This is a genomic window from Rhizobium sp. 22-785-1, from assembly GCF_053521965.1.
The window spans coordinates 79,019-100,651 of the sequence record NZ_JBNWDI010000012.1; the positions used below are offsets into that span (position 1 = coordinate 79,019).

Genomic DNA, 21,633 nt, shown 5'->3' on the forward strand with positions numbered 1-21,633 from the left:
CGCGTTTACGCCAGAACCTCAAGTATCGGCGTTTGCAGTAGCTTTCCGGTCAGCACATCGGCGATGCCCATATCGGTCTGGTGCGGGCCGATATTGCACGCGAGCGTCGCGCCAAAGCAGGCCTTGAAGACGAGATAAGGCGGCTGCCACTCGACCACCTTGCCGACAGCCTCTCGCACCGCTTCGAAACCTGCGGCGACCTCGGTCAGCGGCGCATCGGACACAAGACCGGAGAGAGGTAGAGGCAGCAGAGCCGTCACCTTTCCGCCGGAGGCCACAGCCATACCGCCGCCCGCCGTGATAATCGCGTTGGCAGCGAGTGCCATATCCGTCTCGTTACCGCCGAAGACCGTCAGGTTATGACTGTCATGCGAGACGGTGGTCGCGAACGCGCCATTCCAAGTTCCCCACCCCGTCAGAAAACCTGTGCGCGCCACAGGCTCAGCCTTACCATGCCGGTGCGTGACGGAAATCATCGTTGTTGCCTCTGGCGGCACAACGAAGCCATCGATCACATCGGCTTCGATCTCTCCCCATTGGGTGAAGCGGGGTTTATCGATGGTGGCAAGACGCACGCGCTTTCCCTCGCTCTTCACCCGGAAATCCTGAGGCGAGCGCAGCGACAGCTTCATGGAATGTTTCAAGGGCGCCGCATCAACCGTGGGGACATCAATGATCATCCGCCCCTGTTCGGCAACCCGCGTGCCGCTGACCAGGACATGGCGGGCGGCAAATTGCGTCAGATCGTCGAAAATCACGATGTCGGCCCGGCGGCCCGTAGCTACAAGACCGAGATCGTTGCGCTGAAGGCGCGCGGCGGCATTGAGTGTCGCGGCCTGCAAAGCCCATTGCGGACGAAGACCGTAGCGCACCAGCCGCCTTACCACATCGTCCAACCCGCCACCCTTCAATAGATCGTCCGGGAAGACGTCATCGGTGCAGAGTGTTAGCGTCGGCGGCAGATGACCGAGCTTATTCAGGGCTTCGACAAATTCCGGCAGCAGATGATCGTGCGAGCCGCGCAGCTCGATCGTCAGACCGGCACGCAGCTTCGCCATCAAGTCCTCTGCCGAGGTCAGTTCGTGATCCGAGCTGACGCCGGCGGCCATGAAGGCGTTGAGATCGGCACCCGCCAAGCCACGCGCATGTCCGCAGATCATCTTGTCGGCATGCAGTCCTTCCTGCAGAATAGCGCTCATGCGCGGATCGCGATCGATGACGCCACGCATATTCATGACTTCAGCAACACCACCGACTTCCGCCCAGAAGAGAATTTCGGCGAGCGCAGTCGCATCGAAGTCGGCACCCGCCTGCTCCAATCCGGGCGCCGAAGGCACGCATGAGGGCGCAAGCAGGATCGTGCGAAGCGGCAAGCTGCGGCTGGCCGTTGACGCCCAACACATGCCATCCAGGCCATGCACATTGGCAAATTCATGCGGGTCCCAGACGATTGTCGTGACACCCTTGGCCACCACCGCCGCAGCATAAGCCGCCGGTGTGACCATCGAACTTTCGATATGCATATGCGTATCGATCAATCCCGGCGCGATGTAACCGCCGCTGGCGTCCAGCGCGTGCGCCGCATCCTGCCGAGAGCCGGAAGAATGGACACTCGCAATCAGCGGGCCGACGAGGCCGATGTCAGCTGGCCGCAATTCGCCGGTCACGACATCCACCAGAGTGCCACCGGAAATCAGGATATCGAAAGGCGCATCACCCCGCGCCGCTGCGACGGCACGAGTGCGCAGATTCGCGTCATTCATGCCATCGCGATCAACAACGATCGACGTTTCGCTCATCGGCTTGCCTCTTGCAGAAGCGCGCCAAGAATGGCCTCTCGCGCAAATTCAGCATCGACGCTTTGCGCATAATGGGCATTGAAGCGCTCGGCATGGGCAGGCCGCGCCTCCACAACCGTTCGCCCTCGGGTAAGACCACCGTGCAATTCAATATCGATACGGGCCTGTTTCCAGGTAACTCTCTGTGGAGCGACGATGGCAACGGCAGCGCAAGGATCGTAAAGCGCCATGGCGTCGCGTCCCCGGCTGATGGCGATATTGATGAAGCCTTCCAGCATGTCGCCCAACAGCTTTGCGTTTTTGCCGCCCGCTTCACGGATAGGGGTTACATCCGAAAGGGAGGCCGTTACCTTGCGGCAGAAATCGAGATCGACCATGCGCAACGGAAGTTCGTGTGAGATAACAATCGCTGCGGCTTCCGGATCGGCAAAGGCGTTGAATTCGGCAGACGCGGTATGATTGCCAAGCGTAACGCCACCGCCCATCCAGGTCAGTTCGGTGATGCGGGCAGCAAGGCCCGGCCTGGCAAGACAGACGGCTGCGATGTTGGTGAGAGGGCCAAGCGCCAGGATGCGCTTCTCCCCTTCCCCGTCGGCCAGCCACTGGCAAAGAGCTTCGAAGCCATCGGACGCGAACAGATCATCCACTAAGGGAAGCGTGGCGCCGACGGTCCGAATACCGGTTTCGCCGAGAATGCGCTGTGCAGTTTCGATTTCACCCAGCACGGGCTTTTCACGCCCGGCATGAATTGGAAAGCGCCAAGAAAAGACGGACGCCGCGCCGGCAGCGTTCCTGCGCACCTGATGGAGCGGCGCGTTGCCGAAGACCAGCGACACACCGTCGATCGGCAGGTCCGATGCAGCCACCACCAGAATGGCAGCGATATCGTCGAAGCCCATATCGGTATCGATCCAGAGGCCCATCTTAGCTGAACACCTTCAGGCTGGCCGCCTTTTCAATGGGCAGATCGAAGGCCAGACGTGCGCCGATTTCATGAGCTGGCAGGGCTGCATCGACCTCGGCCTTGATGGTCCCAAGCGCGCTGTCCAGCAGATATTCGCGGCTGCTGCCCGCAAAAGACGTGCCGCGCACGGTTCCCTCAAAAGGACCTGAACCGAGGGTTACCATGCGCGGCCTCCATGCCAGTCCCGCCGTACTCGGAACCTGGCCAGAAAGCGTAATGCGTCCAGCGTCTGTCTTTAGCGCCGTGCCTTCCAGACGGAAAATATTTTCAAAACCGACAAAATCGGCAACGAAGGCCGAAACAGGAGCATTATATATTTCTTCCGGAGTTCCGATCTGCTCAATCGCGCCGTTGTTCATCACAACTATGCGATCAGCCAGCGCCAGGGCCTCCACCTGATCATGCGTGACGAAGATCATTGTCACGCCCGTTGCCTTCTGCACACGCTGCAACTCGGTGCGCATTTCCAGACGAAGTCGCGCATCGAGGTTGGAGAGTGGCTCGTCGAGTAGCAGGACTTTCGGGTCCATGACCATGGAACGGGCAAGCGCCACGCGCTGCTGCTGACCGCCGGAAAGTTCTGCCGGCTTGCGCGAGGCAAAGCTTGAGAGACCGACAGATTTGAGGCCCGATGCCACCTTCGTATCAAGATCACTGCCTTTCATGCCCTTCAGCCGCAGACCAAAGGCGACGTTCTCATAGACGCTGAGATGCGGAAAGAGCGCATAGGATTGGAAGACGAGACCAACGGCGCGCTTGTTGGCGGAAACGCGCGTAATGTCCGCGCCATCCAGATCGATACGACCGCCTGCAACCGGCATCAGCCCGGCAATCGCACGCATCGTGGTGGTCTTGCCGCAGCCGGAGGGGCCGAGCAGAGCCAGAAGCTCGCCCTTGCGGATATCGAGATTGAGCTTTTCGACGGCCATTGTGGAGCCATAAGCCAGCGAAAGGTTCTGCAGCGAGAGGTATTGTGCGTCAGACATAGCGGGAGAATCCCAGAAAACGTTCGGCCATGAAAACGATGCCGATGGACAGGAAAGCGAGGAGCGAGGAAAGAGCGGCAACCGACGGATCGAAGACGATTTCCATATAACCCAGCATGTCGATCGGCAGCGTGCGAACGCCCGGCCCCGACAGGAAGAGCGAGACCGGCACCTGATTGAAGCTGGTGACAAAACCAAGAATGAAGGCCGACAGAATGCCGCCCCGGATGTTCGGCAGCACGACGCGGAAGAAAGCACCAAGCCGCGACGAGCCGAGCAGCACCGCAGCCTCTTCGATATCCGAGCGCAAATTCGTCAGGCTGGCGGACACCACTCGCACGGCATAGGGAAGGATCAGCGCGGTGTGTGCGAGGAAAAGGGCGAGCGTAATGCCGATGCCGAAAGGCACAACGAAATAGCGAAGCAATGCCAGACCGACGATGATTCCCGGAACGATGATCGGAGCGGAGACGACGGTGCGGATCGTTTCCGAAAAGGGAAGTTTGTAGCGAGACATGGCATAAGCCGCCGGGATGCCAAGCAGGAGTGCTGCGAATGTACCGCCAATGGCGAGGAACATCGACATGGCGAAGCTGTCGCGGAAGCTTTCCACCGTGAAGACCTTGGCGATCCATTTCAGCGAAAAGCCCTGCGGCGGGAAGGCCAGCGTATCGCCGGCCGAAAACGATGCGGCAACGATGATCAGGAAAGGCCCGATCAGAAAGCCGATAACCAGGACAAGGGTCAGGGGAATGAAGAGATGGCGGGTCATTTCCTGTTCCTTGCCGTTGCAATGCGCTTGAGCAGGATATTGGCCGCAAAACTCATGACGATCAGAATGAAGGCAATGACGCTTGCAGCGACGAAATTGTTGGACACCGTCACCTGCTGATAGAGCAGCGTTTCCAGCATCAGGACCTTGGATCCGCCGAGGATGGCGGGTGTGATGTAGGCAGTGAGCGAGCCGGTGAAGACCAGCGTGCCGCCAACGACGAGGCCCTCTTTGGTCAGCGGAATGATAACCTTCCAGAACACCTGAAACCAGTTTGCACCCAGAACCCGCGATGCGGCCACCACATCGCGCGGCATGTTTTCCAGCGCGCTGATCAGCGAAATGATCATCAAGGGCAGGAAGAGTTGCAAAAGTCCGATGAACACCGCCGTTTCGCTGAAGAGGATACGGATGGGACTGTCGGTCAGACCGAGGAATTTCAGCGCCTCGTTGACGATGCCGGTGCGACCGAGAATGACGATCCAGGCATAGGTGCGTGCCACCGGCGAAATCATCAAGGGCAGAATGACCAGATTGATCATATGTCCCTTGGATCCTGGCGGCAGGCTGACGATGGCAAAGGCCGCGGCGTAACCGATAACGGCCGAAACGGCCGTCACCAGCGCTCCAAGCTTTAAAGTGCGCAGAAACACCGCTTGGTTCAAGGGATCGGAAAAGAAGCTCGTATAGGCTTGCAACGTCCATCCGTCCGCAGAGCGAAAGCCTTCCGACAGCAGAATGAAAACGGGCACGAGAAAAACTGCCGCCGCAAAGATTGCGGCGGGCAAGGCAAGTACGAAAGCCTCGGTCCGATTTTGAAACATGGCTGTGTGTCCTCAAGGGTCCATCAGCAAAAAGACGCCATCCTGGAAATCCGGATCGGATCCGAGGTTGACGCCCAACTGCAGATTATTGCCCCACCTTCGCGTTCCACTCGGCAACCCATTTATCACGGTAGTCGAGCGCCGTGGCGGATGGGATGAGCTGGAGACTTTTGACCGTATCCTCACCATAGGTCAGATTGTTCGCCACCTCTTCGGAAACCTTGACCTCCTTGTTGGTCGGGCTATCCACCAACTTGTCTGCCAGCGCCTTCTGCGTTTCGGTCGAGAGCCAGAAATCCATGAATTGCAGCGCCAGATCCTCGTTCTTCGTGCCCTTCGGCACGACGAGCACGTTCATGCCGCCTGTCTGGCCTTCCTTGGGCGTCGCCCAGGCGAGCGGCAGATCGAGCTTTGTGAAAGGCGCCCAGGAGAAACGACCGATGGGTGCTGCCCAGATTTCTTCCTGCTGCATCAGCTGCACCAGCTGCGACGACTTTACGTAGAAAGTAACGATATCATCCTTCTTGGCGCCGACGGCCTCGATCGGTCCGCCGAGATCCGGCGTATCCTTATCCAGGGCCTTACCAAGCATATAGAGTGCCGGCGGACCCTGATTGGTGGTGACATTCGGGAAAGCGATGTGATCGACCACACCATCCTTGAGAAGATCGGCCCAGCTATCGATCTTCATCTTGTCCGTCCGGTAGACGATGGAGGTCGCATAAAGATTGACGCCGACGCTCATGCCATCGCCATTCGGATCTTTGGCAATGTCGTAGAGCTTGTCGATGTTCGGCACCTTGGCCGTGTCGATCTTTTGGATCAAATCCTTGCGTGCAGCGGACAATGCATCCGCCATCGAGACGATGGCGAGATCGACGACCGGATTTGCCTTGTTGGCCTCCATCTTGGCCAAGCGCTCGACGCTGTTGCCGGTTTCGACGACGAGTTTGCAGCCACACTTCTTTTCGAAGGGCGTGTAAACCAGTTCCTTGAACTCGTCCTGCGCGAAGGCATAGACGGAAATCGTCAATGTCTTATCCTGCGCCTGAGCGACACCGAGGGACAGCATCAGGGCCGTTCCCGATGTCAAAATGATCTTCTTCATGTGTGTTCTCCAGCTGTGAGGGGTCTGTCTTCAGTCTGCTTCTTGTTATTGGCGGCGGAGGAGGAACGGCGAATGACGAGCTCCATGGCCACTTTGGAAATATCGGCGATCACGCCCCCCGTCTCGGGCCGGAGCGTAGGGTCTTCGGTGTCGATGGCGCGAACGAGCGCTGCGATCGCAGCATCGGCAATGCGCGTCATATCCATGCGTACAGTCGTGAGCGACGGCGTGACGACCGGCGCAAAGATAAGATCATCGAAACCGGTGACGCTTGCCTGCTCCGGCACCGCAATCCCTTCGTCCTGAAGTTCGGTCAGGACGCGCAGCGCATGCAAATCCGACGCAGCGGCAAAAGCGGTAAAACCTTCCTGCACCTTATCGGCAACACCAAGCCGACAGCCCTCACCCCTTTGGTGTTCGAGCGGTGCGATCCAGAGCGTTTCGCTACTGGCCGATGCGGAAAGACCGGCGCGAATTCCTCCAACGCGATCGTTCTGCACGTTGGAATCCGGATTTCGGGCAATGATCACGACATCCCGGTGGCCGAGCCCGGCAAGGTGGCGGCCGATTTGCACGCCGCCGTCCCAGTGATCGGCGGCAACGGTGTTGCCAGGCGTGGAGGGAGAATCGATCACCGCTACCGGGCAATCGACATTTGCAATCCTGGTGCCGCGGCGTGGAATGACGACCATGGCTTCGACACCGCGCTCAATCAGCCGGTTGATCGCTTCTGTCTGCTTGGCGATCTCACCGTGGGAGTCCGCAATCAGAACGCCATAACCGGCATTTGCCGCAGCCTTTTCGATAGCTTGAGCGATCTGAGGAAAGAGAGGATTGCCAATATCGGGAAGAACGAGGCCCAGAACGCCGCTTCGTCCGGTACGTAGCGCCCGCGCAGCCGGGCTTGGCACGTAGCCGAGTTCAGCCGCCATGCGACGTATCCGGTCCGTCAGCTCCGATGATACCCTGCCCTTGCCGGAGAGCGCGTTGGACACAGTGGCGCTCGAAACGCCGAGGGCGGCGGCAATCCCGGTCAGATTTGCGGCAGGCTTTTGCGAAGCCATCACTCGTCGCCCCTGCTAACTCTTGCTTAAACGTTTAATCACGTTATTCGAAACAAGCCTTCTTGTCGAGTCGGGGCGCGTGAATTTTCGATTCAAGTAGAGAGACATCAAGGTGAGTTGACGTGCGGCCTTGGTCCTCAGGTGGATGGGATTCCGAGCACGCTTCGATATGCAAGCGCTATGGTAGGAGCCAGTCGCACACAGATCATTCTACAAAATCGATCAACAAAGAAATCCTTTGGCTGTGGCCCGCGCAGCGACGTTGCTAGCTTTAAGCTGTTCGAGGACGGACGCTGAAAGGTGGAGACGATGACAGCGACAGTGACTTACATACATGAGGAGCGAGAGAATATCGCTCGCGAAGCGGCAGACCTGAAAACCGCCATGCGCCAGGTTGCGTCGGGCGTCAGTATCATCACGGCAGGTCATGGCAGCTATCGTACGGGCGCAACCGTCACCTCAGCAACGGCGCTGTCGACGGAACCGCCGACGATGATCGTCAACATCAACCGATCTTCTTCAACGTGGCCGGTCATCGCCCGCTTCAACCACTTCTGCGTCAATATCCTGTGCAGCGATCAGGAAGCGATTGCGTCGCGCTTTGCGGGCGTGGGTGGTTTTAAGGGTGCTGAACGCTACGAGGGGGCGGACTGGTTCGAGCTTGAAAGCGGAGCGTCTGGTTTGCGCGGCGCGCTTGCGGTGATCGATTGCGCCGTCGAAGATGTCGTGGAGCGCCACACCCACGCCATCGTTATTGGTCGGGTGCTGTCCATCACTCATGGCGAAGGACAAGCGCTCGTCTACCGCGCGGGGCAATATTTTCCTGTCGGTTAGGTGCTGACGCTCAGAGCGCCGGTATCCTCCTAAACGCACATGGGACGCTCAGTCGCCTTTAATCGGCACACTGTGCTTTAGAAAAATTGGCTTCGATTTTCGGGCCGATGCTGTCGAGATCGTATTGCCTCAAGCCGTCTTGTTCACCGATTTGTCGCCGGTGTTCAGTACGAACTGCTCGAGCGTCATGGTGTCGAGAACCGAAGCCATGGCGTCCCTGACATCCGTCATCGAGCGCCGGACCTGACAGCTCTCCGGGTCGGAACAGTCTTCGCAAGCTTCGAAGGCCGTCCGGCTGGCGCAACGGATAGGGGCAAGCGGTCCATCAAGGGCACGAATAACCTGGCCTATGTAGATTTCAGAAGCTGGCTTCGACAGCGCATAGCCGCCGCCCGGCCCCTTCTTGGAGCGCAACATGCCTTCGTTGCGAAGCTCAAGCAAAATCGCATCAAGAAATTTCTTCGGTATATTGTTACGGGAGGCAATATCGCTGACAAAGGCGGTCTGGCCCTTGTCGAGACCGGCAAGATCGATCATCGCTTTAAGGCCGTATTTTCCCTTTTTTGTCAGCATTACGGTCTTTCATCAAAAGTTGTTGCTTGCAAGTCGGGATGCAAATGGGCTGACCCCATCGCTCCTAATGGTCATTCACGCATTGACGGTCAAAAACGCGTTCGAACGTTCGTACGAAATAACCCTGTCCAGCCAGCCTGCGGTCACGAGATTCACGCCGCAACAGAAAATCCGAAGTGTGTTTCACACGATGAAAGATCGCAACGCTCTTCCAGCTGACTTTAAAAACCACATACTGTTCCCGACATGAACTTTCAATGAATTCCATGAAAATAGTCGAATAGGTGGACGCTGGCTTATCCGCCTTGTGGGCCGCGGCTCGGACGCGCGTCGCGCGCCGCGGCCAGACCTCGAATGGCATCGGGATTTCCGGTCGCTGCAGTTGCCTCGAAAACCTGGACTGCCTCGCCATACCGGTTCATATTGAGATAGGCATAACCACGAATGACCATCAGATCGATGCGCTCGCTGGCGTACCTCGCCCGCTGATCGAGAAGGATGAGCGCTTCCTCGTAATGTTTGTTACGATAGGCTGCGAGCGCACGGTCGGTGAGGATCGCGACCTGCAGCTCCGTTGCCTTTTGCCGGTCCATCGATGATTTCGTGGCCGACACCGCTGCATTGTCGGTCAGCCCCATGCGAAGATAGGCAAGGCTCTGGCCATAGGCGGCATCGCTGCGGGTTGTGGGCTCCCCACGTTTGATTGCGACGGAGAAAGCCTGTGCCGCTTCGGCTGGCCTGTTCACCTCCATCAAACACCAGCCCTGTTGCAGCGCGCCTTGCGCGGACAATGTTTCCGGATTGGGATGGGTTGAACATCGTCCCGGCCTGCGCCCAGTCCGAAAATTCTGTGCCTGACGCGGCATTGCCGGTTCGTAGGCGACCGGACCGGTGGGTGGTGATACGAGGCGCGACCCTTCGGCGACTGCCCGTGAGGATGCCTGGACAGGTGCGGTCGCCGTTACCGCCGGGTCGGACGCAATAACGCCCGTCTGGGCCACAGGGCGGCCGACATCGAGGATGCGCTGGGATTTGGACCCCCATTGCTGCTGAAGACGGCGAACCTCTGCGATATCATTGAGCTCTTGATACGTCAGCGCAAGACCATAAGCCGAAGGCTCATCATCCGGCTTCCATTGTAACGCCGTTGAAAACCACTGCTGCGCCAGTTGCGGCTGCTGGAAGGCGCGAGAGTACCAGCCAAATTCCTGTGCGACTGCCGCGTCTTTCTGCGCTACCGTTTCTGCGGCGATACGCTGCAACACATCCGGCGTGAGAACGACCGGTGGATCGAGCGCCAGAAGGTTCGCAGCCGCCGCCAAATAGGTCGCACGCGCGCCATCCGAAGAGTCGCGCCATTCAAACATGATCTCCTCAGCCTCTCGCGGCTCTCCGCGCGCCACCAATGCCAGCGCGAGTCCTTCCGAAGCCGAAGCGGAATCGTCAACCTCTCTTGCACGGCGGAACCACTTTTCCGCATCGTCCATCTTCTCACGCTCGACATTGTACCACCCAAGCAGAAGCGCATCGCTTGCAAGCTTGTTGGTTTCCGCCAACCGTTCCAGACGGGACAGATAGGCAGGCGGCACAGCCACCTTGGGATCTTCACCAGCCTTCGCAACGAACTGGCGTGCGAGGTCGTCCTTTAACGGCTCGAATTCGAGCTGGCCGTCAGGCCCAGGCTTCTCACGCGACAGAAGATCTTGGGTCATTGAAATCGGCAGCAGTTCCGAGGCCTTTTGGACCGTTGCGAGACGTTCAGCCGGATTTTGGCAGTTGCTGAGCACGTAATTATAGGCGTCACGCGCACGCTCCGGCTTTTCGACGCGGACAAAAGCCTCCGCCACGCGCCAGAGCACATCGACCTCGCTGCAGGTCAACAGACCGGGATTTTCAGCAGCGACCCCGATCACCGCATTATATTGCTTGAGATCCGATGCGTTGACGAGGCGCTGGCGGGCCTCGGCAAGGTCCAGCATCTGCTTGAGATTATCCGGCGGCTGCCATCCGGCTTCGGCAGCCTGACGATCGGCAATCGCCTTTCGCGCTTCGGAGTAGCGGCCACTGGCGTAAAGCTGCCACATCGCCTCCAACTGCGGGTCGCCGGTCGGAGCGGCTGCCGCAGGATCGGTGGGCGGCGTCCAGTTTGGATAAAGGGCTTTCAAGCGGGCAATTTCCGCTTGCAGACGTGCCGTATCGCCGCGCGCGGCAAAGTAACGAAGCGCACTTTCATCCACCACCGGTACGGTTTCGCTAGCGACAGGCTGTCCGGACTGGACAGTGCCTGGGCTGGTGCGCGGCGGCGATGGCGCATTGTGTGGCGCCTGTGAGACATCTACAGATGACGCCGGCGGCGCGGAGAGAGTGGTGGAGGATTCCGCCGGCCTCTGACCCGAGGTCAGCGGGGCGGTACTCTTTTGCGCATTTCCATTGCCGAGTTCGGCGGCGAAAGCCCCTGTTTTATGGTCCGAGGTTGAATGAACGCTCTTCACCTGACCAAGAAGCTCGTCGCGCGACTGATACAGTGCGACGGCGCACAGAGACAGCACGGCAGCGGAAAGCAGAAGTGGCTTCTTGTTCATAGGCATTCCTGATTCGCTTGCGCTACGAAAGACAAAGCCAAGAGATGCAACGTAGATGGATAATAAAGTGTTGACGTGTAGTTTAGAAGTTCTGCCGGAATGGGCTTTTTCGCGGCCTTGCAGGCCAGAAGAGCAGGCATGATCCGGTAGCCCGCATCCGAAAGCACATCCTTGGCCGCTCCTGATTTCAGGTCGAAGGTCGCGATATCTCCACCCTCCAGCGACATGCCTGCTGCCATACGGATGTAAAGATCGGGCGAGCCGACACCGCCTCTCACGAGATAGAGTGGAATACGAACGGAATTGTAACCGAACTCGCTCGGGATCCCATCGGCAGGGCGGGGTTTGGTCCGGACTGACACCCAGTCGGCAGGCAATTTGCGCGGGCCAAATGCAAAACCGTTAAGAGCGCTCAAACCGTCTGCCGAAAGCCTGTCCCAGACGGGCGAAGGCGCAAGTTCGTTCAGCAGCGGAAACGCCTCGAAGATATAGTAGGATGGGTTGATAACCGGCCCATCGGGTCTGTCGCGGTCTGTGAAGCCCGACACCGCCGGAAGCAGCAACGTCCTTCCGCCCCGCTCGATAACCGCCTTGTCAAGCAGGGCCTTTGCAATAACGCGACCGGCCTCTGCAAAATCCTGGCGTCCCCATTGCCGAGCGGCAAGGGCAAGCGCCTGTGCAATGAGAATATCGCCGTCCGTTGCGTTGTTGATATCGGAGACATGCGGCTTGGATTGCGGATCCCATTTCCAGGCGGCGAGGCCATCATCCCGGATGAGAAGTTCAGTTCTTGTGAAAGACCAGATCAACTCGAACGTGGCGGGATCGTCCGCAAGAACCGCAAGCCACATGCCATAGCCTTGTCCCTCGCTATGGCTGATGCCGTTATTGCCGGTATCGACAATCCGTCCCGAGGCATCCAGAAAGGCTGCGCGATAGCTCTGCCAATCCGCTGCATCGATAGATGCGGCCCTGCCGCTTAACGGAACCATCGCGATCCCCAGCAGCACTATCGTTTGGAGGAAGTTTAGGACAAATCTCGTCATGGTTTGCGACCCAGCCCCCGCAGAAGCAGGAAAGTCACAAACCCCAGAAGCGACAGAAAGCCGATGAAGAACAGCGAATAGGATAAGGTGTTGCTGGACAGCCAGTTGGCCGCGATCAGTCGCCAGTTCGAAAATGTAAAGGGACCGGTGGTAAAGAACGTCTGCTGCTTCGCCACAATCGACTCGACCTTGTCGGCGCCCGCATCGTAGGTCGCGATCCGCCCGGAAAGGCCCGACCATCGCTTCATTTCCGTCATCGCCTTCATGCCGGAGCGCAGGGTGTCTGTCGCCGGTGCGGTCGCAAGGGTCCAGACGCCTTCTCCTCCTGGGCTGAGGCCTTGCGCCAGCATGAAACTAACATTTGCGGGCGGTGCGTAGATCTCCTCCGCTCCAGGCAAAAACCGCAACGTGTCTGCGCTGATATCGAAATTGCGCCGCATCCACTCCTCGAAGGAGGATATCTGGCCCTGCCAGAGCCCACCATCCACACGCTGACGCCAGTCTTCGAAGAGTTGGTCTGTCTGCTCGGCAGCTGGAGCCGACTGCCTTCCTTCGCCCCAAGCGGTCTGACTAGCGGACGCTATGTTGAACTGGGCGGCAAGCGCCGGCTGGATCTGCGGAAGTGTACCGATGAAGATCGCATCCCTGTCTCCAACGCCTGCGATGGACCCTACCAGATCCACGTCGACGGGCTGCCCCGCCGCAACGGCCAGCCGCCCCATGAGGGTGGCGGCAGACGACAAAAGATCGGGATCGATCCGCTCCAGAAATATAGCCACGGGCTGTTTTGCGGAACGATATGGCTGCGCAACCCCACTGGTAGCGGCAAGATCCGGTGCGCGCCCGATCCTGGCGAAGTTCGGCATGTGAAATTCAGACGTATCGAAGAGAGCGAAACGCGGTGTCGCGCTCGCCGCGGTACCAGGCAGGCAGGTCTCGTCCGCCTGAGTTTGCAAAACAGCTTCTATTGTCACTGTATTTGCGCCGGGCACGAAGTGCCTCAACGTGACGTTGATCGGCAGGTGCCGGAAGATGCCACCGCCCCGGTTGGAAATCGGCACGGTGGATGCGATATTTCCGTTCACGTAGACGTCGATATGACTTCCGGGAAGCACCTCTGCGGCATAGGCGGCATCCAGAAGAAGAGTGGCTTCGCCATAGGCGGCGGCGTAAAAATTTGCGGGGACGCCGATGGTGAAATCGGTGCGAAAGCGCCTTCCTGAAAATTCGGTGCTCGTCACACCAAGCGACGACAGCGAGAGACGGCGGTCACCAAGGACAAGAGGCGCATCTGGCGTGTGCCAGTTCCTGGTCGACAAAAAGGAACGAGACGACTGGTCGGGAGGTTCGACCGACGCAACCAGACTGGCGATCGCCGCTTGCGTGGCTTGCGGTGTCGGGCCTCCGACAACGAGAGCCGACGCACCATTGATCATATTGCTTTCGAAGCCGGCATAGGGGCCTGCAAGGACTTCTGCGGGAACTGTGTTTGTAACCGCGGCAATCTCACGCGAAGTGCCAGCCAGCACGAGAAGCGAACCCGCCTTTCTTGCCTGCGGAACGTTTGCGTGGAAGACGATCTCCTGATTGGGCATTTGCGTGCGCAACGCCAATGCCTGCGAGAGTTTCAGCAGAGACGAAGCCATCACAGGGTTGGACATGCCGGGCGCGACGATGTCGATGGTGGTCAGCCCGTCGGAACCGGCCCCGATAGCCTGTATGTCCTCGATTGTCTCGAAACGGCTTGCCACATCGGCATTGAGAGTGATGAAGGTACCGGACGGATTGATGTCGGTCCACAGATCGTATGTGGATTCGATCGTGCAGTCAGTTCGGTGCCGTTGCTTGACGCCGAGTGTCACCACATTGGCGCCACCCTGAAGTAGACCGGGCGGAATGGCGATTGAAAGATTGCCCTCCGCGTCGGGAGAGGCAATGCTTCTTTGCTCCAGCGGGACATTGTTGATCGCGATCTCGAGGCTTGAGCTTTCCGGCGCAACCACTACGGCGTTCTGGTAGGCAACGGTCAGAGCCCTGGCCGCATCAGCCTGTTGTGGCGTCATGTAGATCGTCCATTGCCGCTGGTCCATTTCGCCAGACAGGCTGAGTTCGGTGAACGGCAGGATGTAGCGGCGGCGCTGATCGACGGATGTGGTGATGGGCTCAGGGGCTGCCTGCGCCGACCGCGGTGCGGCCATCGGCGGCGTCGAAGCGCTGGGCGTGACGGATGGAACAGACGATGGAGCGATTTGCTGCGTTGGGGGCGCACCCGCGGGCGAAGCCGCAGGTGGCGGCCTGACAGGAACTTGAGGGGTCGGTGGTAACGCTGTCGTGGGCGCTGACGGTGCGGACGGTGGCACTGGACCCATCGTTGCTGGCGGCGGACCGGCTGGCCGCTCCGGTGACATATCGAAGGGTGCGGACTGAGCAAAAGCTGTCGCCGCGAAGGCAGCGTAAAAGGCCAGAACAGCAAGCGGCTTTTTCATCATTTTGCCACTCCCGCGGGAGCCTTCTGCTTTGCCTTGGATTGGAAAGACCGCATGAAGTAAAAGAGGCCTCGCTGCGTCTGGAAGAGCGCAATCGCCAGAAAAGAGGCTGTTCCTCGGATCAAACCGGGATTTCGTCTGCGAGCGCGCTGGAATTCCGTCCATTGCTCTGAATTGGCGAAAATCAAATCTGCGATCAGTCGGCGTTCGATATTTTCCTTAGGCGCGAAAGTGCAGCCGATGGACATGAAACCCTGTTGCTTGACGGTTCTGACAATATCAATCGTCATCGTGGACGGAGACCCTGGGCTGTAGGGTTCTACCTTGATGAGAGCAGAGCTGCCTTTCTCGATACGATCGAGATCGTCTTCGAAAACATTGATCAGCATGCCGTGAACCGAAACGTTCTGAACGGTCGCCGGCAACCACGGGCCGTCTTCCTGGAATTGCAACTCGCAGCGACGCTTGACGGTGATTCGCCGTGAAGCAGACCTTTCGCCGCGTTCGGACACGACGCCGAGTGCGCAGCCGGCAAAGATGATATTGAGCAGGTTCCATCCGCCTACGACCAGCGTCACATCCGCCTTATAGGGCTCTGCGTAGATGCGATAAATCGCAAAGACCATGGCGATGACCAGCACGAAAAAGATGACGAAGAACGGACGGCTGATTTCCGACAGTCTGGCTTCGCTGATAGATTCGTCCTTGGCGGTGACCTTGAAGGTCGGCTTGCTGGGATTGAACAGGACCGAGACTACGGCGGGCAGAAGATGCACCGTCTGAACATATTCGTAGAGTTCGGAAATCCAGGGCCAGCGGAAACTTCCATAGAGGAAGTTCTGCATCATGAGGTTCACCAGCATATACGCGGCCGTGTAGGCCAGGAATTCGCCGCCCGAGGCCACGAAGATCTGCAGGTCGAAAAAGAGATAGAACAGAGGCGCGAAGAGGAAGATTGTACGCGGGAACGGAAACAGCCAGAACAGCGTGGACGACATGTAGCAAAGCCGTTGGGTGAAGGAGAGTCCTCGGCGAAACAGCGGCTGACGGAAGATCAGGATCTGCATCATGCCCTGCGCCCAACGGCTTCTTTGGCCGATGAAGCTGGTGAAAGTTGCTGGCTGCAAACCTGCAATCAGTGGCTTGTCAACATAAAGGCTATTCCAGCCGCGCGAATGAAGTGCAAGCGCGGTCTCGCAGTCTTCAGTGATGCTGACCCCGCTGAATCCCTCGGTTTCCTTCAATGCCGTCCGGCGCAGAACCGCCGCCGAACCGCAGAAGAAGGCACCGTTCCACTTGTCCAGTCCGCGCTGAATGATGCCGTAGAACATTTCGTTCTCGCTCGGCATCGTTTCAAAGGTGCGCAGATTTCGCTCGATGGGATCTGGATTGAGAAAGAAATGCGGCGTCTGCACGAGGAAGAGCTTCGGATCTTCTTCGAAATAGCCGACCGTTTCGAGAAGAAAGTCACGAGCGGGGGCATGGTCTGCATCGAAAACCGTCACCAGTTCGCCGGTAGAATGCTCAAGACCGTTGTTCAGATTGCCGGCCTTGGCATGGACGTTGCGCTCACGCGTCAGGTAGTTGACGCCGAGATCGGCGCAGAGCCTCTGCAATTCCGCATGCCGTCTGGCAGCCGCCTGCGCTTCCAGAATGTTCGGCGCATTGCGTTTTTGTAGCGTCCCGCCATCATCCAGCAGCCAGACCGTGAACCTGTCCGCCGGGTAATCCATGTTTTTTGCCGCAGCCAGCGTATTGGCGAGAAGTTCGGCGTCCTCATTATAGCTCGGAACGAAGACATCCACCGTCGGCACATAACCGGCAGAACCGGGGCGTGTCTTGCGCGAGGGCAAAGGCATGGAGACAATGACGAGGCTGAGGGCCAGCATCATCACGCTGTACATCTCGGCGAGATACAGCAGAAAGCCGGGAATGAAGTTTTCGAGTTGATTGACGGGCGGCAAGGTACTTGTCGTGCGCCAATAGACATAGCGCAGAACGATGGCGGTTCCGAAGCCCAGGCCGATCAGCCGCCATGCTCCCTTGCCGTTCAGGGTTTTGATCGTCGCGAGAAGACCGAGCGAGATTGCGGTTGCGATGAGGTGTGTCTGCAGGCTGACGGGCAGAGTGATGATCAGCAGCACACAGGCCGACACGAACAGCCAAAGGATGAAAGTGATGGCCTTGCTCATCCGCAAACCTTTACATCAAGTCGATAAGAAGCCGGTCGCTCCTTTGGCCTCATGCCACCGGCCATCCGACGGCATGTCGAAAAGCCATTGTGGAGCAGTTACACTCAAAACAGTTAATTGCAGGTTTGCCCGCTCGTCTGACCAGCAACACAGCCGGGCGACGGGATGGCAATCCGTTTCGTTTCAACACGTCGCGCTGGCGGAGCCACATCCGCCGGTCGGCCACTGGTTGCCGTGGGTCGTGCGGGAGAGGGAATCACCACGGCAGGTGCTGGCTGAGGCTGAGGCGGGCTTGGGCGCGAATTGGACGCAGGCACCGAAACAGGGGCAGGTCTTGTCACCGCGCGAACTGGCGCCGCCGCGGGCGTTTGCGTTCCAGGCGACATCGGAGCGCTACCCGACACGGGATAGACAGGATTGCCGGCGCGGCCTAGTCCACTGTCAGGCCCCTGCGCCGTACCGTAGGGGTTCCAATTGCTGGACAGATAATTGCCGGTAATGGTGTAATTGTACATTACAGCCAGAAGATCGCGGGTGGTGACGCCAGATTGGCAGAGGCGCAACGTGACGTTGATGCGGCCCAGATTTTTGAAGCCCTGGCGCATGCTTTCCGCAGAGCGGATCTGCTGCCAGCCGTATATGCAGGCGTCACCGCCATAACCTTTGCCTGAGGCGTAGGAAAAGGCGCCGTAATTGTTCTGGAGATATTCCGCGGACATCGACATGGCCACACCGGGAAATGCGCTCCGAATTTCGCGCGAGATCGAGGAAGCGCGCAGACTGCTTTCCGAAAGCCCATCTTTTCCCGTATCCTCGGCTTTTTGCGGCCCGAAAATCTGGACTTTCAAGTAATTCTGGCCAGGCGTCGTTGCGTCCGAGCGCAGGATCACATCCTGCTGGACCGCATTGGAATAATTGCGATTGATAACAGTCAGGATCTCTGGACCACCAGGTGGTGGAAAAATCAACGCCTCTTCCGGCGATGCCATTTTGGGTGCGCCTGATTGCTGCACGCCCGCTGGGGTATTGCAGCCCGAAAGCGCAAACGCCACACTACACAATGATGCAACGGCAGCGGCCTTTTCCGCCCCTGCACTATATCCCCTTAACGAGGTTCGAGCATAACGAATCACGTGTGACCAGTTCATCGTTTCGAAATACGTGAGCCCTACGATTTAGCAATCCTAAATATGGAGGGTTGAGACTTATGCCTGCGGTTGTAGTCTACGCTTTACGACAGCCTGCGGGAACTTTGCCGGTGCAGAAGGATTTGGAATTGTTGAACGTCGCCATGATCGCCTATCGTGCGGCATGATGAAATGAAGGATCAAAAAGCGTAGCAGGATGACTGACCAACCGTTAAGCACGACAGCACGACTGACAGAGGAAATTACCGCACTGCGCAGATGGCTGGAGGAGGCTGCCCTGCCTCTATGGTGGGAGGCCGGAGCGGCAAAGCCGGATGGTGGATTTCATGAACGGGTCGGTCAGGACGGCAGGCCTATCCTTGGAGATGATCGCCGCGCCCGCGTTCAACCGCGCCAGGCCTATTGTTATGCGGCGGCGGGCGAAAACGGCTGGGGCGGCGACTGGAAACGCGCCCTAGACCAAGGCCTCTCGTGGTTTGACAGGGTCTACCGTTTGGAAAGCGGGCTATACGGCAACCTGGCGAACGCGTCTGGGAAACTCATCGATCCGTCGTTCGATCTGTACAATCAGGCCTTTGCCCTTTTCGCAGCGGCCCAGACCGCGAAAGTGCTGCCCGAAAGAAAGGGCGAGATGCGCGAGCGAGCGCTTTTGATCCTGTCACTCTTGAAGGCGCAGTACGCCCATCCGGTTCAGGGGTTCGAGGAAGATAATCCCCCCCGTTATCCCCTATGCTCCAACCCGCATATGCACCTTTTCGAGGCGATGCTGGCTTGGGAAAAAGTCGACCTTTCCGGCCCGTGGACAGCCGTTGCCGATGAGATTGCCGATCTGGCCATGAGCCGCTTCATCGATCAGGGCAATGGTGGCTTGCGAGAGTTTTTCGATAAGGACTGGATGCCGGCTTCTGGTGAGGACGGCCGTATCATGGAGCCCGGCCACCAATTCGAATGGGCGTGGCTTCTTACCCGTTGGGGGCTCCTGCGCAACAGTTTCGATGCGGTGAAAGCGGCCAAGCGCTTGTTTGAGATCGCCGAAAGTCACGGTATTTGCCCACGGCGAAAAGTCGCCGTCATGAGCTTGCTGGACGATTTCTCGCCGCATGACCGGCTCGCCCGCTTCTGGCCGCAAACGGAATGGCTCAAGGCGGCCATTCGACTGGCGAGTGTGACGGAAGGAGAGGAGCGGCATCGATATCTGACCTCCGCCTTGCGGGCAGTCGTGGCAATTCAACCCTTCCTCGACACACAGATCCGCGGCCTGTGGTTCGACAAATGGCCCGACGATGCACCAATGATCGAGGAGCCAGCGCCTGCAAGCACTTTCTATCATATCGTCTGCGCCATCTACGAAGCCGACGCAGTATTGAAGGCATTGAAGTCAAAGACCGCGGAACCGCGATAGGTCTATCAGTTTCTTCGATATTTCAGAAACAGACAGACATTCGCATGAATGCGAATGATTTCGCTTCGTTACCGCGGGCGAGGAAAAGAAATATCCTCCTCGTTTCAAGCAGGATGAAAACATTGCTGTCCATGTGGCGGCTTCCCATGGACACTGAAGTGGCCATGGTCGTAAATGCGACCGAGAACCACCGTCTCAATCCGGAGCCCTTCATGCCGTCCCCGATTTCGCGCCGATCCCTGCTCAAGACCCTGGCACTGCTCACCGCATCCACAGCATTGATGCGCATCGACCGTGCCTGGGCGCAGGAGAGCGGCGAGCGCCTCGTCGTCGCGGCAGACTCCGAGCCTAAAAATCTCAACCCTGCAATCGTCGCTTCCAACGGCGTCTTCTATATTTCCAGCAAGATTGTCGAACCGCTGGCGGAAGCGTCCTACAACGGGAAAGATGGGCTTGAGCCTCGGCTTGCAACCGCTTGGGAAGGCTCGCAGGATGGCCTGAGTGCAACCTTCAAGTTGCGTGAAGGCGTGACGTGGCATGACGGCAAACCCTTCACTTCGGCGGATGTGGCCTTCTCTGCTCTGTCCGTCTGGAAACCGCTGCAGAACCTCGGACGGCTGGTCTTTGCCAACCTTGAGAGCGTCGACACGCCCGACGAGCACACCGCAATTTTCCGCTTCTCAAAGCCTACACCCTTCCAGCTCATTCGCAATGCCCTGCCGGTAGTCACCAGCGTTCTGCCGAAACATCTGTACGACGGCACCGATATCGCCACCAACCCGCTGAACAACAAACCGGTCGGCACCGGACCTTTCGTTTTTGCCGAGTACAAGCCCGGCGAATATTATCGCCTGACGCGCAACGAGACATATTGGGGCATGGGTCGGCCAAAGCTCAGCGAAATCATCTATCGGGTGCTTCCCGATCGCGCTGGCGCAGCAACCGCGCTGGAAGCGGAGGAGATACAGCTTGCCGCTTTTTCTGCCGTTCCTCTTTCCGATCTTGCGCGTATCTCCAAGGAACCCGGCATCAAGGTGATTGCCGATGGCTATGAGGCTTTGACCTATCAACTCGTCGTCGAAATCAATCACCGCCGGAAAGAGCTTGCCGACCTCAAGGTGCGACAAGCCATCGCTCACGCAATCGACAAGAAGCTCGTGGTCGACACGGTGTTTCTTGGCTACGCGACCAATTCCACCGGTCCTGTGCCGAAGAACGCGTCGCAATTCTACACGTCCGACGTCACGTTGTACGACTTCAACATCGACAAGGCGAACGCTCTTCTCGATGAGGCTGGCTATCCACGCGGTCGGGATGGGAACCGTTTCTCCCTGAAGTTGCTGCCTGCGCCTTATTTCAATGAGACCAAACAGTTCGGCGCCTATCTGCGCCAGGCTTTGTCTGCCATCGGTATCGATGCGCAACAGGTAAACAACGATGCTGCCGCTCATCAGAAGGCGGTCTACACTGACCACGACTTCGACCTCGCCGTAGCACCGACCGTCTTTCGCGGCGATCCCGCCATTTCCACAACCATTCTGGTGAAATCGGGAACACCTGCCGGTGTTCCCTTCTCCAATCAGGGTGGATATCAAAACAAGGAATTGGACGCTCTGATCGACAAGGCGGCGGAGACTGTCGACGAAAAGCAGCGTACTGCGCTCTACAAGGAATTTCAGCAGAAGGTGAAACAGGATCTGCCGTTGATTAATGTGGCAGAGTGGGGCTTCATTACCGTTGCCCGCGACACGGTGAAAAACGTTGCCAGTAACCCAAGATGGGCGGTTTCGAACTGGGCGGATACCGCCATCGAGGAATAGAGTGGCAGTTGCAGGCCGCATTCTCCGTCGCAG

General features: G+C 58.3%; 16 protein-coding genes. 3 read left to right on the forward strand and 13 right to left on the reverse strand.

The annotated features are described in order from the left end of the window. Positions 1-5: 5 nt before the first annotated feature. The 7 genes from ACQZ5M_RS19870 to ACQZ5M_RS19900 form a co-directional block, all read right to left on the reverse strand. Positions 6-1,799 carry an adenine deaminase gene (locus tag ACQZ5M_RS19870; protein ID WP_449080645.1) on the reverse strand — a complete coding sequence of 598 codons (1,794 nt, stop codon included), beginning with the start codon at positions 1,797-1,799 and terminating at the stop codon, positions 6-8. Further along, positions 1,796-2,722, reverse strand: coding sequence for a nucleoside hydrolase (locus ACQZ5M_RS19875; protein ID WP_449080646.1), 927 nt, complete (start codon positions 2,720-2,722; stop codon positions 1,796-1,798). Before ACQZ5M_RS19875 ends, ACQZ5M_RS19870 begins: the two co-directional genes overlap by 4 nt. A gap of 1 nt (position 2,723) precedes the next feature. Then, on the reverse strand, positions 2,724-3,749 hold the full coding sequence (locus tag ACQZ5M_RS19880; RefSeq protein WP_449080647.1) for an ABC transporter ATP-binding protein: 1,026 nt from the start codon (positions 3,747-3,749) through the stop codon (positions 2,724-2,726). After that, complete coding sequence (locus ACQZ5M_RS19885; RefSeq protein WP_296021087.1) at positions 3,742-4,521, reverse strand: ABC transporter permease; 780 nt, start codon at positions 4,519-4,521, stop codon at positions 3,742-3,744. Before ACQZ5M_RS19885 ends, ACQZ5M_RS19880 begins: the two co-directional genes overlap by 8 nt. After that, on the reverse strand, positions 4,518-5,345 hold the full coding sequence (locus ACQZ5M_RS19890; RefSeq protein WP_296021083.1) for an ABC transporter permease: 828 nt from the start codon (positions 5,343-5,345) through the stop codon (positions 4,518-4,520). The genes ACQZ5M_RS19885 and ACQZ5M_RS19890 overlap by 4 nt, the downstream gene beginning before the upstream one ends. Positions 5,346-5,430: 85 nt before the next feature. Beyond that, positions 5,431-6,453: an ABC transporter substrate-binding protein gene (locus tag ACQZ5M_RS19895; RefSeq protein ID WP_449080648.1), complete on the reverse strand. Its 1,023-nt coding sequence runs from the start codon at positions 6,451-6,453 to the stop codon at positions 5,431-5,433. Next, positions 6,450-7,517, reverse strand: coding sequence for a LacI family DNA-binding transcriptional regulator (locus tag ACQZ5M_RS19900; protein ID WP_449080649.1), 1,068 nt, complete (start codon positions 7,515-7,517; stop codon positions 6,450-6,452). Before ACQZ5M_RS19900 ends, ACQZ5M_RS19895 begins: the two co-directional genes overlap by 4 nt. A 309-nt stretch (positions 7,518-7,826) precedes the next feature. On the opposite strand from ACQZ5M_RS19900, the gene ACQZ5M_RS19905 reads away from it, so the two are divergent. Next, positions 7,827-8,351 carry a flavin reductase family protein gene (locus ACQZ5M_RS19905; RefSeq protein WP_296021075.1) on the forward strand — a complete coding sequence of 175 codons (525 nt, stop codon included), beginning with the start codon at positions 7,827-7,829 and terminating at the stop codon, positions 8,349-8,351. Between the two features lie 129 nt (positions 8,352-8,480). On the opposite strand, the gene ACQZ5M_RS19910 is transcribed toward ACQZ5M_RS19905, so the two are convergent. The 6 genes from ACQZ5M_RS19910 to bcsN form a co-directional block, all read right to left on the reverse strand. Next, a complete protein-coding gene (locus ACQZ5M_RS19910) occupies positions 8,481-8,924 on the reverse strand; it encodes an RrF2 family transcriptional regulator (protein WP_296038117.1) in 444 nt (147 codons plus the stop codon). Between the two features lie 296 nt (positions 8,925-9,220). Then, a complete protein-coding gene (locus ACQZ5M_RS19915) occupies positions 9,221-11,512 on the reverse strand; it encodes a tetratricopeptide repeat protein (protein WP_449080650.1) in 2,292 nt (763 codons plus the stop codon). After that, positions 11,503-12,498, reverse strand: coding sequence for a glycosyl hydrolase family 8 (locus ACQZ5M_RS19920; RefSeq protein ID WP_449080665.1), 996 nt, complete (start codon positions 12,496-12,498; stop codon positions 11,503-11,505). Before ACQZ5M_RS19920 ends, ACQZ5M_RS19915 begins: the two co-directional genes overlap by 10 nt. A 50-nt stretch (positions 12,499-12,548) precedes the next feature. Then, positions 12,549-15,041: a cellulose biosynthesis cyclic di-GMP-binding regulatory protein BcsB gene (locus ACQZ5M_RS19925; RefSeq protein WP_449080651.1), complete on the reverse strand. Its 2,493-nt coding sequence runs from the start codon at positions 15,039-15,041 to the stop codon at positions 12,549-12,551. Then, complete coding sequence (gene bcsA / locus ACQZ5M_RS19930) at positions 15,038-17,230, reverse strand: UDP-forming cellulose synthase catalytic subunit (protein WP_449080652.1); 2,193 nt, start codon at positions 17,228-17,230, stop codon at positions 15,038-15,040. The genes ACQZ5M_RS19925 and bcsA overlap by 4 nt, the downstream gene beginning before the upstream one ends. Positions 17,231-17,343: 113 nt before the next feature. Next, the gene (gene bcsN / locus ACQZ5M_RS19935; protein ID WP_449080653.1) at positions 17,344-18,219 is read right to left on the reverse strand and encodes a cellulose biosynthesis protein BcsN; all 876 of its coding nucleotides are present in this window, start codon (positions 18,217-18,219) and stop codon (positions 17,344-17,346) included. A gap of 355 nt (positions 18,220-18,574) precedes the next feature. Here bcsN and ACQZ5M_RS19940 point away from each other — a divergent pair, with 355 nt between their 5' ends. Together ACQZ5M_RS19940 and ACQZ5M_RS19945 are read left to right on the forward strand one after the other, a co-directional pair. After that, entirely contained in the window at positions 18,575-19,780 is a 1,206-nt protein-coding gene (locus tag ACQZ5M_RS19940) for an AGE family epimerase/isomerase (RefSeq protein WP_449080654.1), read from the forward strand. 212 nt (positions 19,781-19,992) lie between these two features. After that, entirely contained in the window at positions 19,993-21,600 is a 1,608-nt protein-coding gene (locus tag ACQZ5M_RS19945; protein WP_296085891.1) for an ABC transporter substrate-binding protein, read from the forward strand. The last annotated feature ends 33 nt before the right edge of the window (positions 21,601-21,633 follow it).

Coding starts and splice junctions, on each gene's coding strand:
- ACQZ5M_RS19870 (WP_449080645.1), bottom strand. CDS start 1,799: ATGAGCGAAACGTCGATCGTTGTTGATCGCGATGGCATGAATGACGCG.
- ACQZ5M_RS19875 (WP_449080646.1), bottom strand. CDS start 2,722: ATGGGCCTCTGGATCGATACCGATATGGGCTTCGACGATATCGCTGCC.
- ACQZ5M_RS19880 (WP_449080647.1), bottom strand. CDS start 3,749: ATGTCTGACGCACAATACCTCTCGCTGCAGAACCTTTCGCTGGCTTAT.
- ACQZ5M_RS19885 (WP_296021087.1), bottom strand. CDS start 4,521: ATGACCCGCCATCTCTTCATTCCCCTGACCCTTGTCCTGGTTATCGGC.
- ACQZ5M_RS19890 (WP_296021083.1), bottom strand. CDS start 5,345: ATGTTTCAAAATCGGACCGAGGCTTTCGTACTTGCCTTGCCCGCCGCA.
- ACQZ5M_RS19895 (WP_449080648.1), bottom strand. CDS start 6,453: ATGAAGAAGATCATTTTGACATCGGGAACGGCCCTGATGCTGTCCCTC.
- ACQZ5M_RS19900 (WP_449080649.1), bottom strand. CDS start 7,517: ATGGCTTCGCAAAAGCCTGCCGCAAATCTGACCGGGATTGCCGCCGCC.
- ACQZ5M_RS19905 (WP_296021075.1), top strand. CDS start 7,827: ATGACAGCGACAGTGACTTACATACATGAGGAGCGAGAGAATATCGCT.
- ACQZ5M_RS19910 (WP_296038117.1), bottom strand. CDS start 8,924: ATGCTGACAAAAAAGGGAAAATACGGCCTTAAAGCGATGATCGATCTT.
- ACQZ5M_RS19915 (WP_449080650.1), bottom strand. CDS start 11,512: ATGCCTATGAACAAGAAGCCACTTCTGCTTTCCGCTGCCGTGCTGTCT.
- ACQZ5M_RS19920 (WP_449080665.1), bottom strand. CDS start 12,498: ATGGTTCCGTTAAGCGGCAGGGCCGCATCTATCGATGCAGCGGATTGG.
- ACQZ5M_RS19925 (WP_449080651.1), bottom strand. CDS start 15,041: ATGATGAAAAAGCCGCTTGCTGTTCTGGCCTTTTACGCTGCCTTCGCG.
- bcsA (WP_449080652.1), bottom strand. CDS start 17,230: ATGAGCAAGGCCATCACTTTCATCCTTTGGCTGTTCGTGTCGGCCTGT.
- bcsN (WP_449080653.1), bottom strand. CDS start 18,219: ATGGCATCGCCGGAAGAGGCGTTGATTTTTCCACCACCTGGTGGTCCA.
- ACQZ5M_RS19940 (WP_449080654.1), top strand. CDS start 18,575: ATGACTGACCAACCGTTAAGCACGACAGCACGACTGACAGAGGAAATT.
- ACQZ5M_RS19945 (WP_296085891.1), top strand. CDS start 19,993: ATGCCGTCCCCGATTTCGCGCCGATCCCTGCTCAAGACCCTGGCACTG.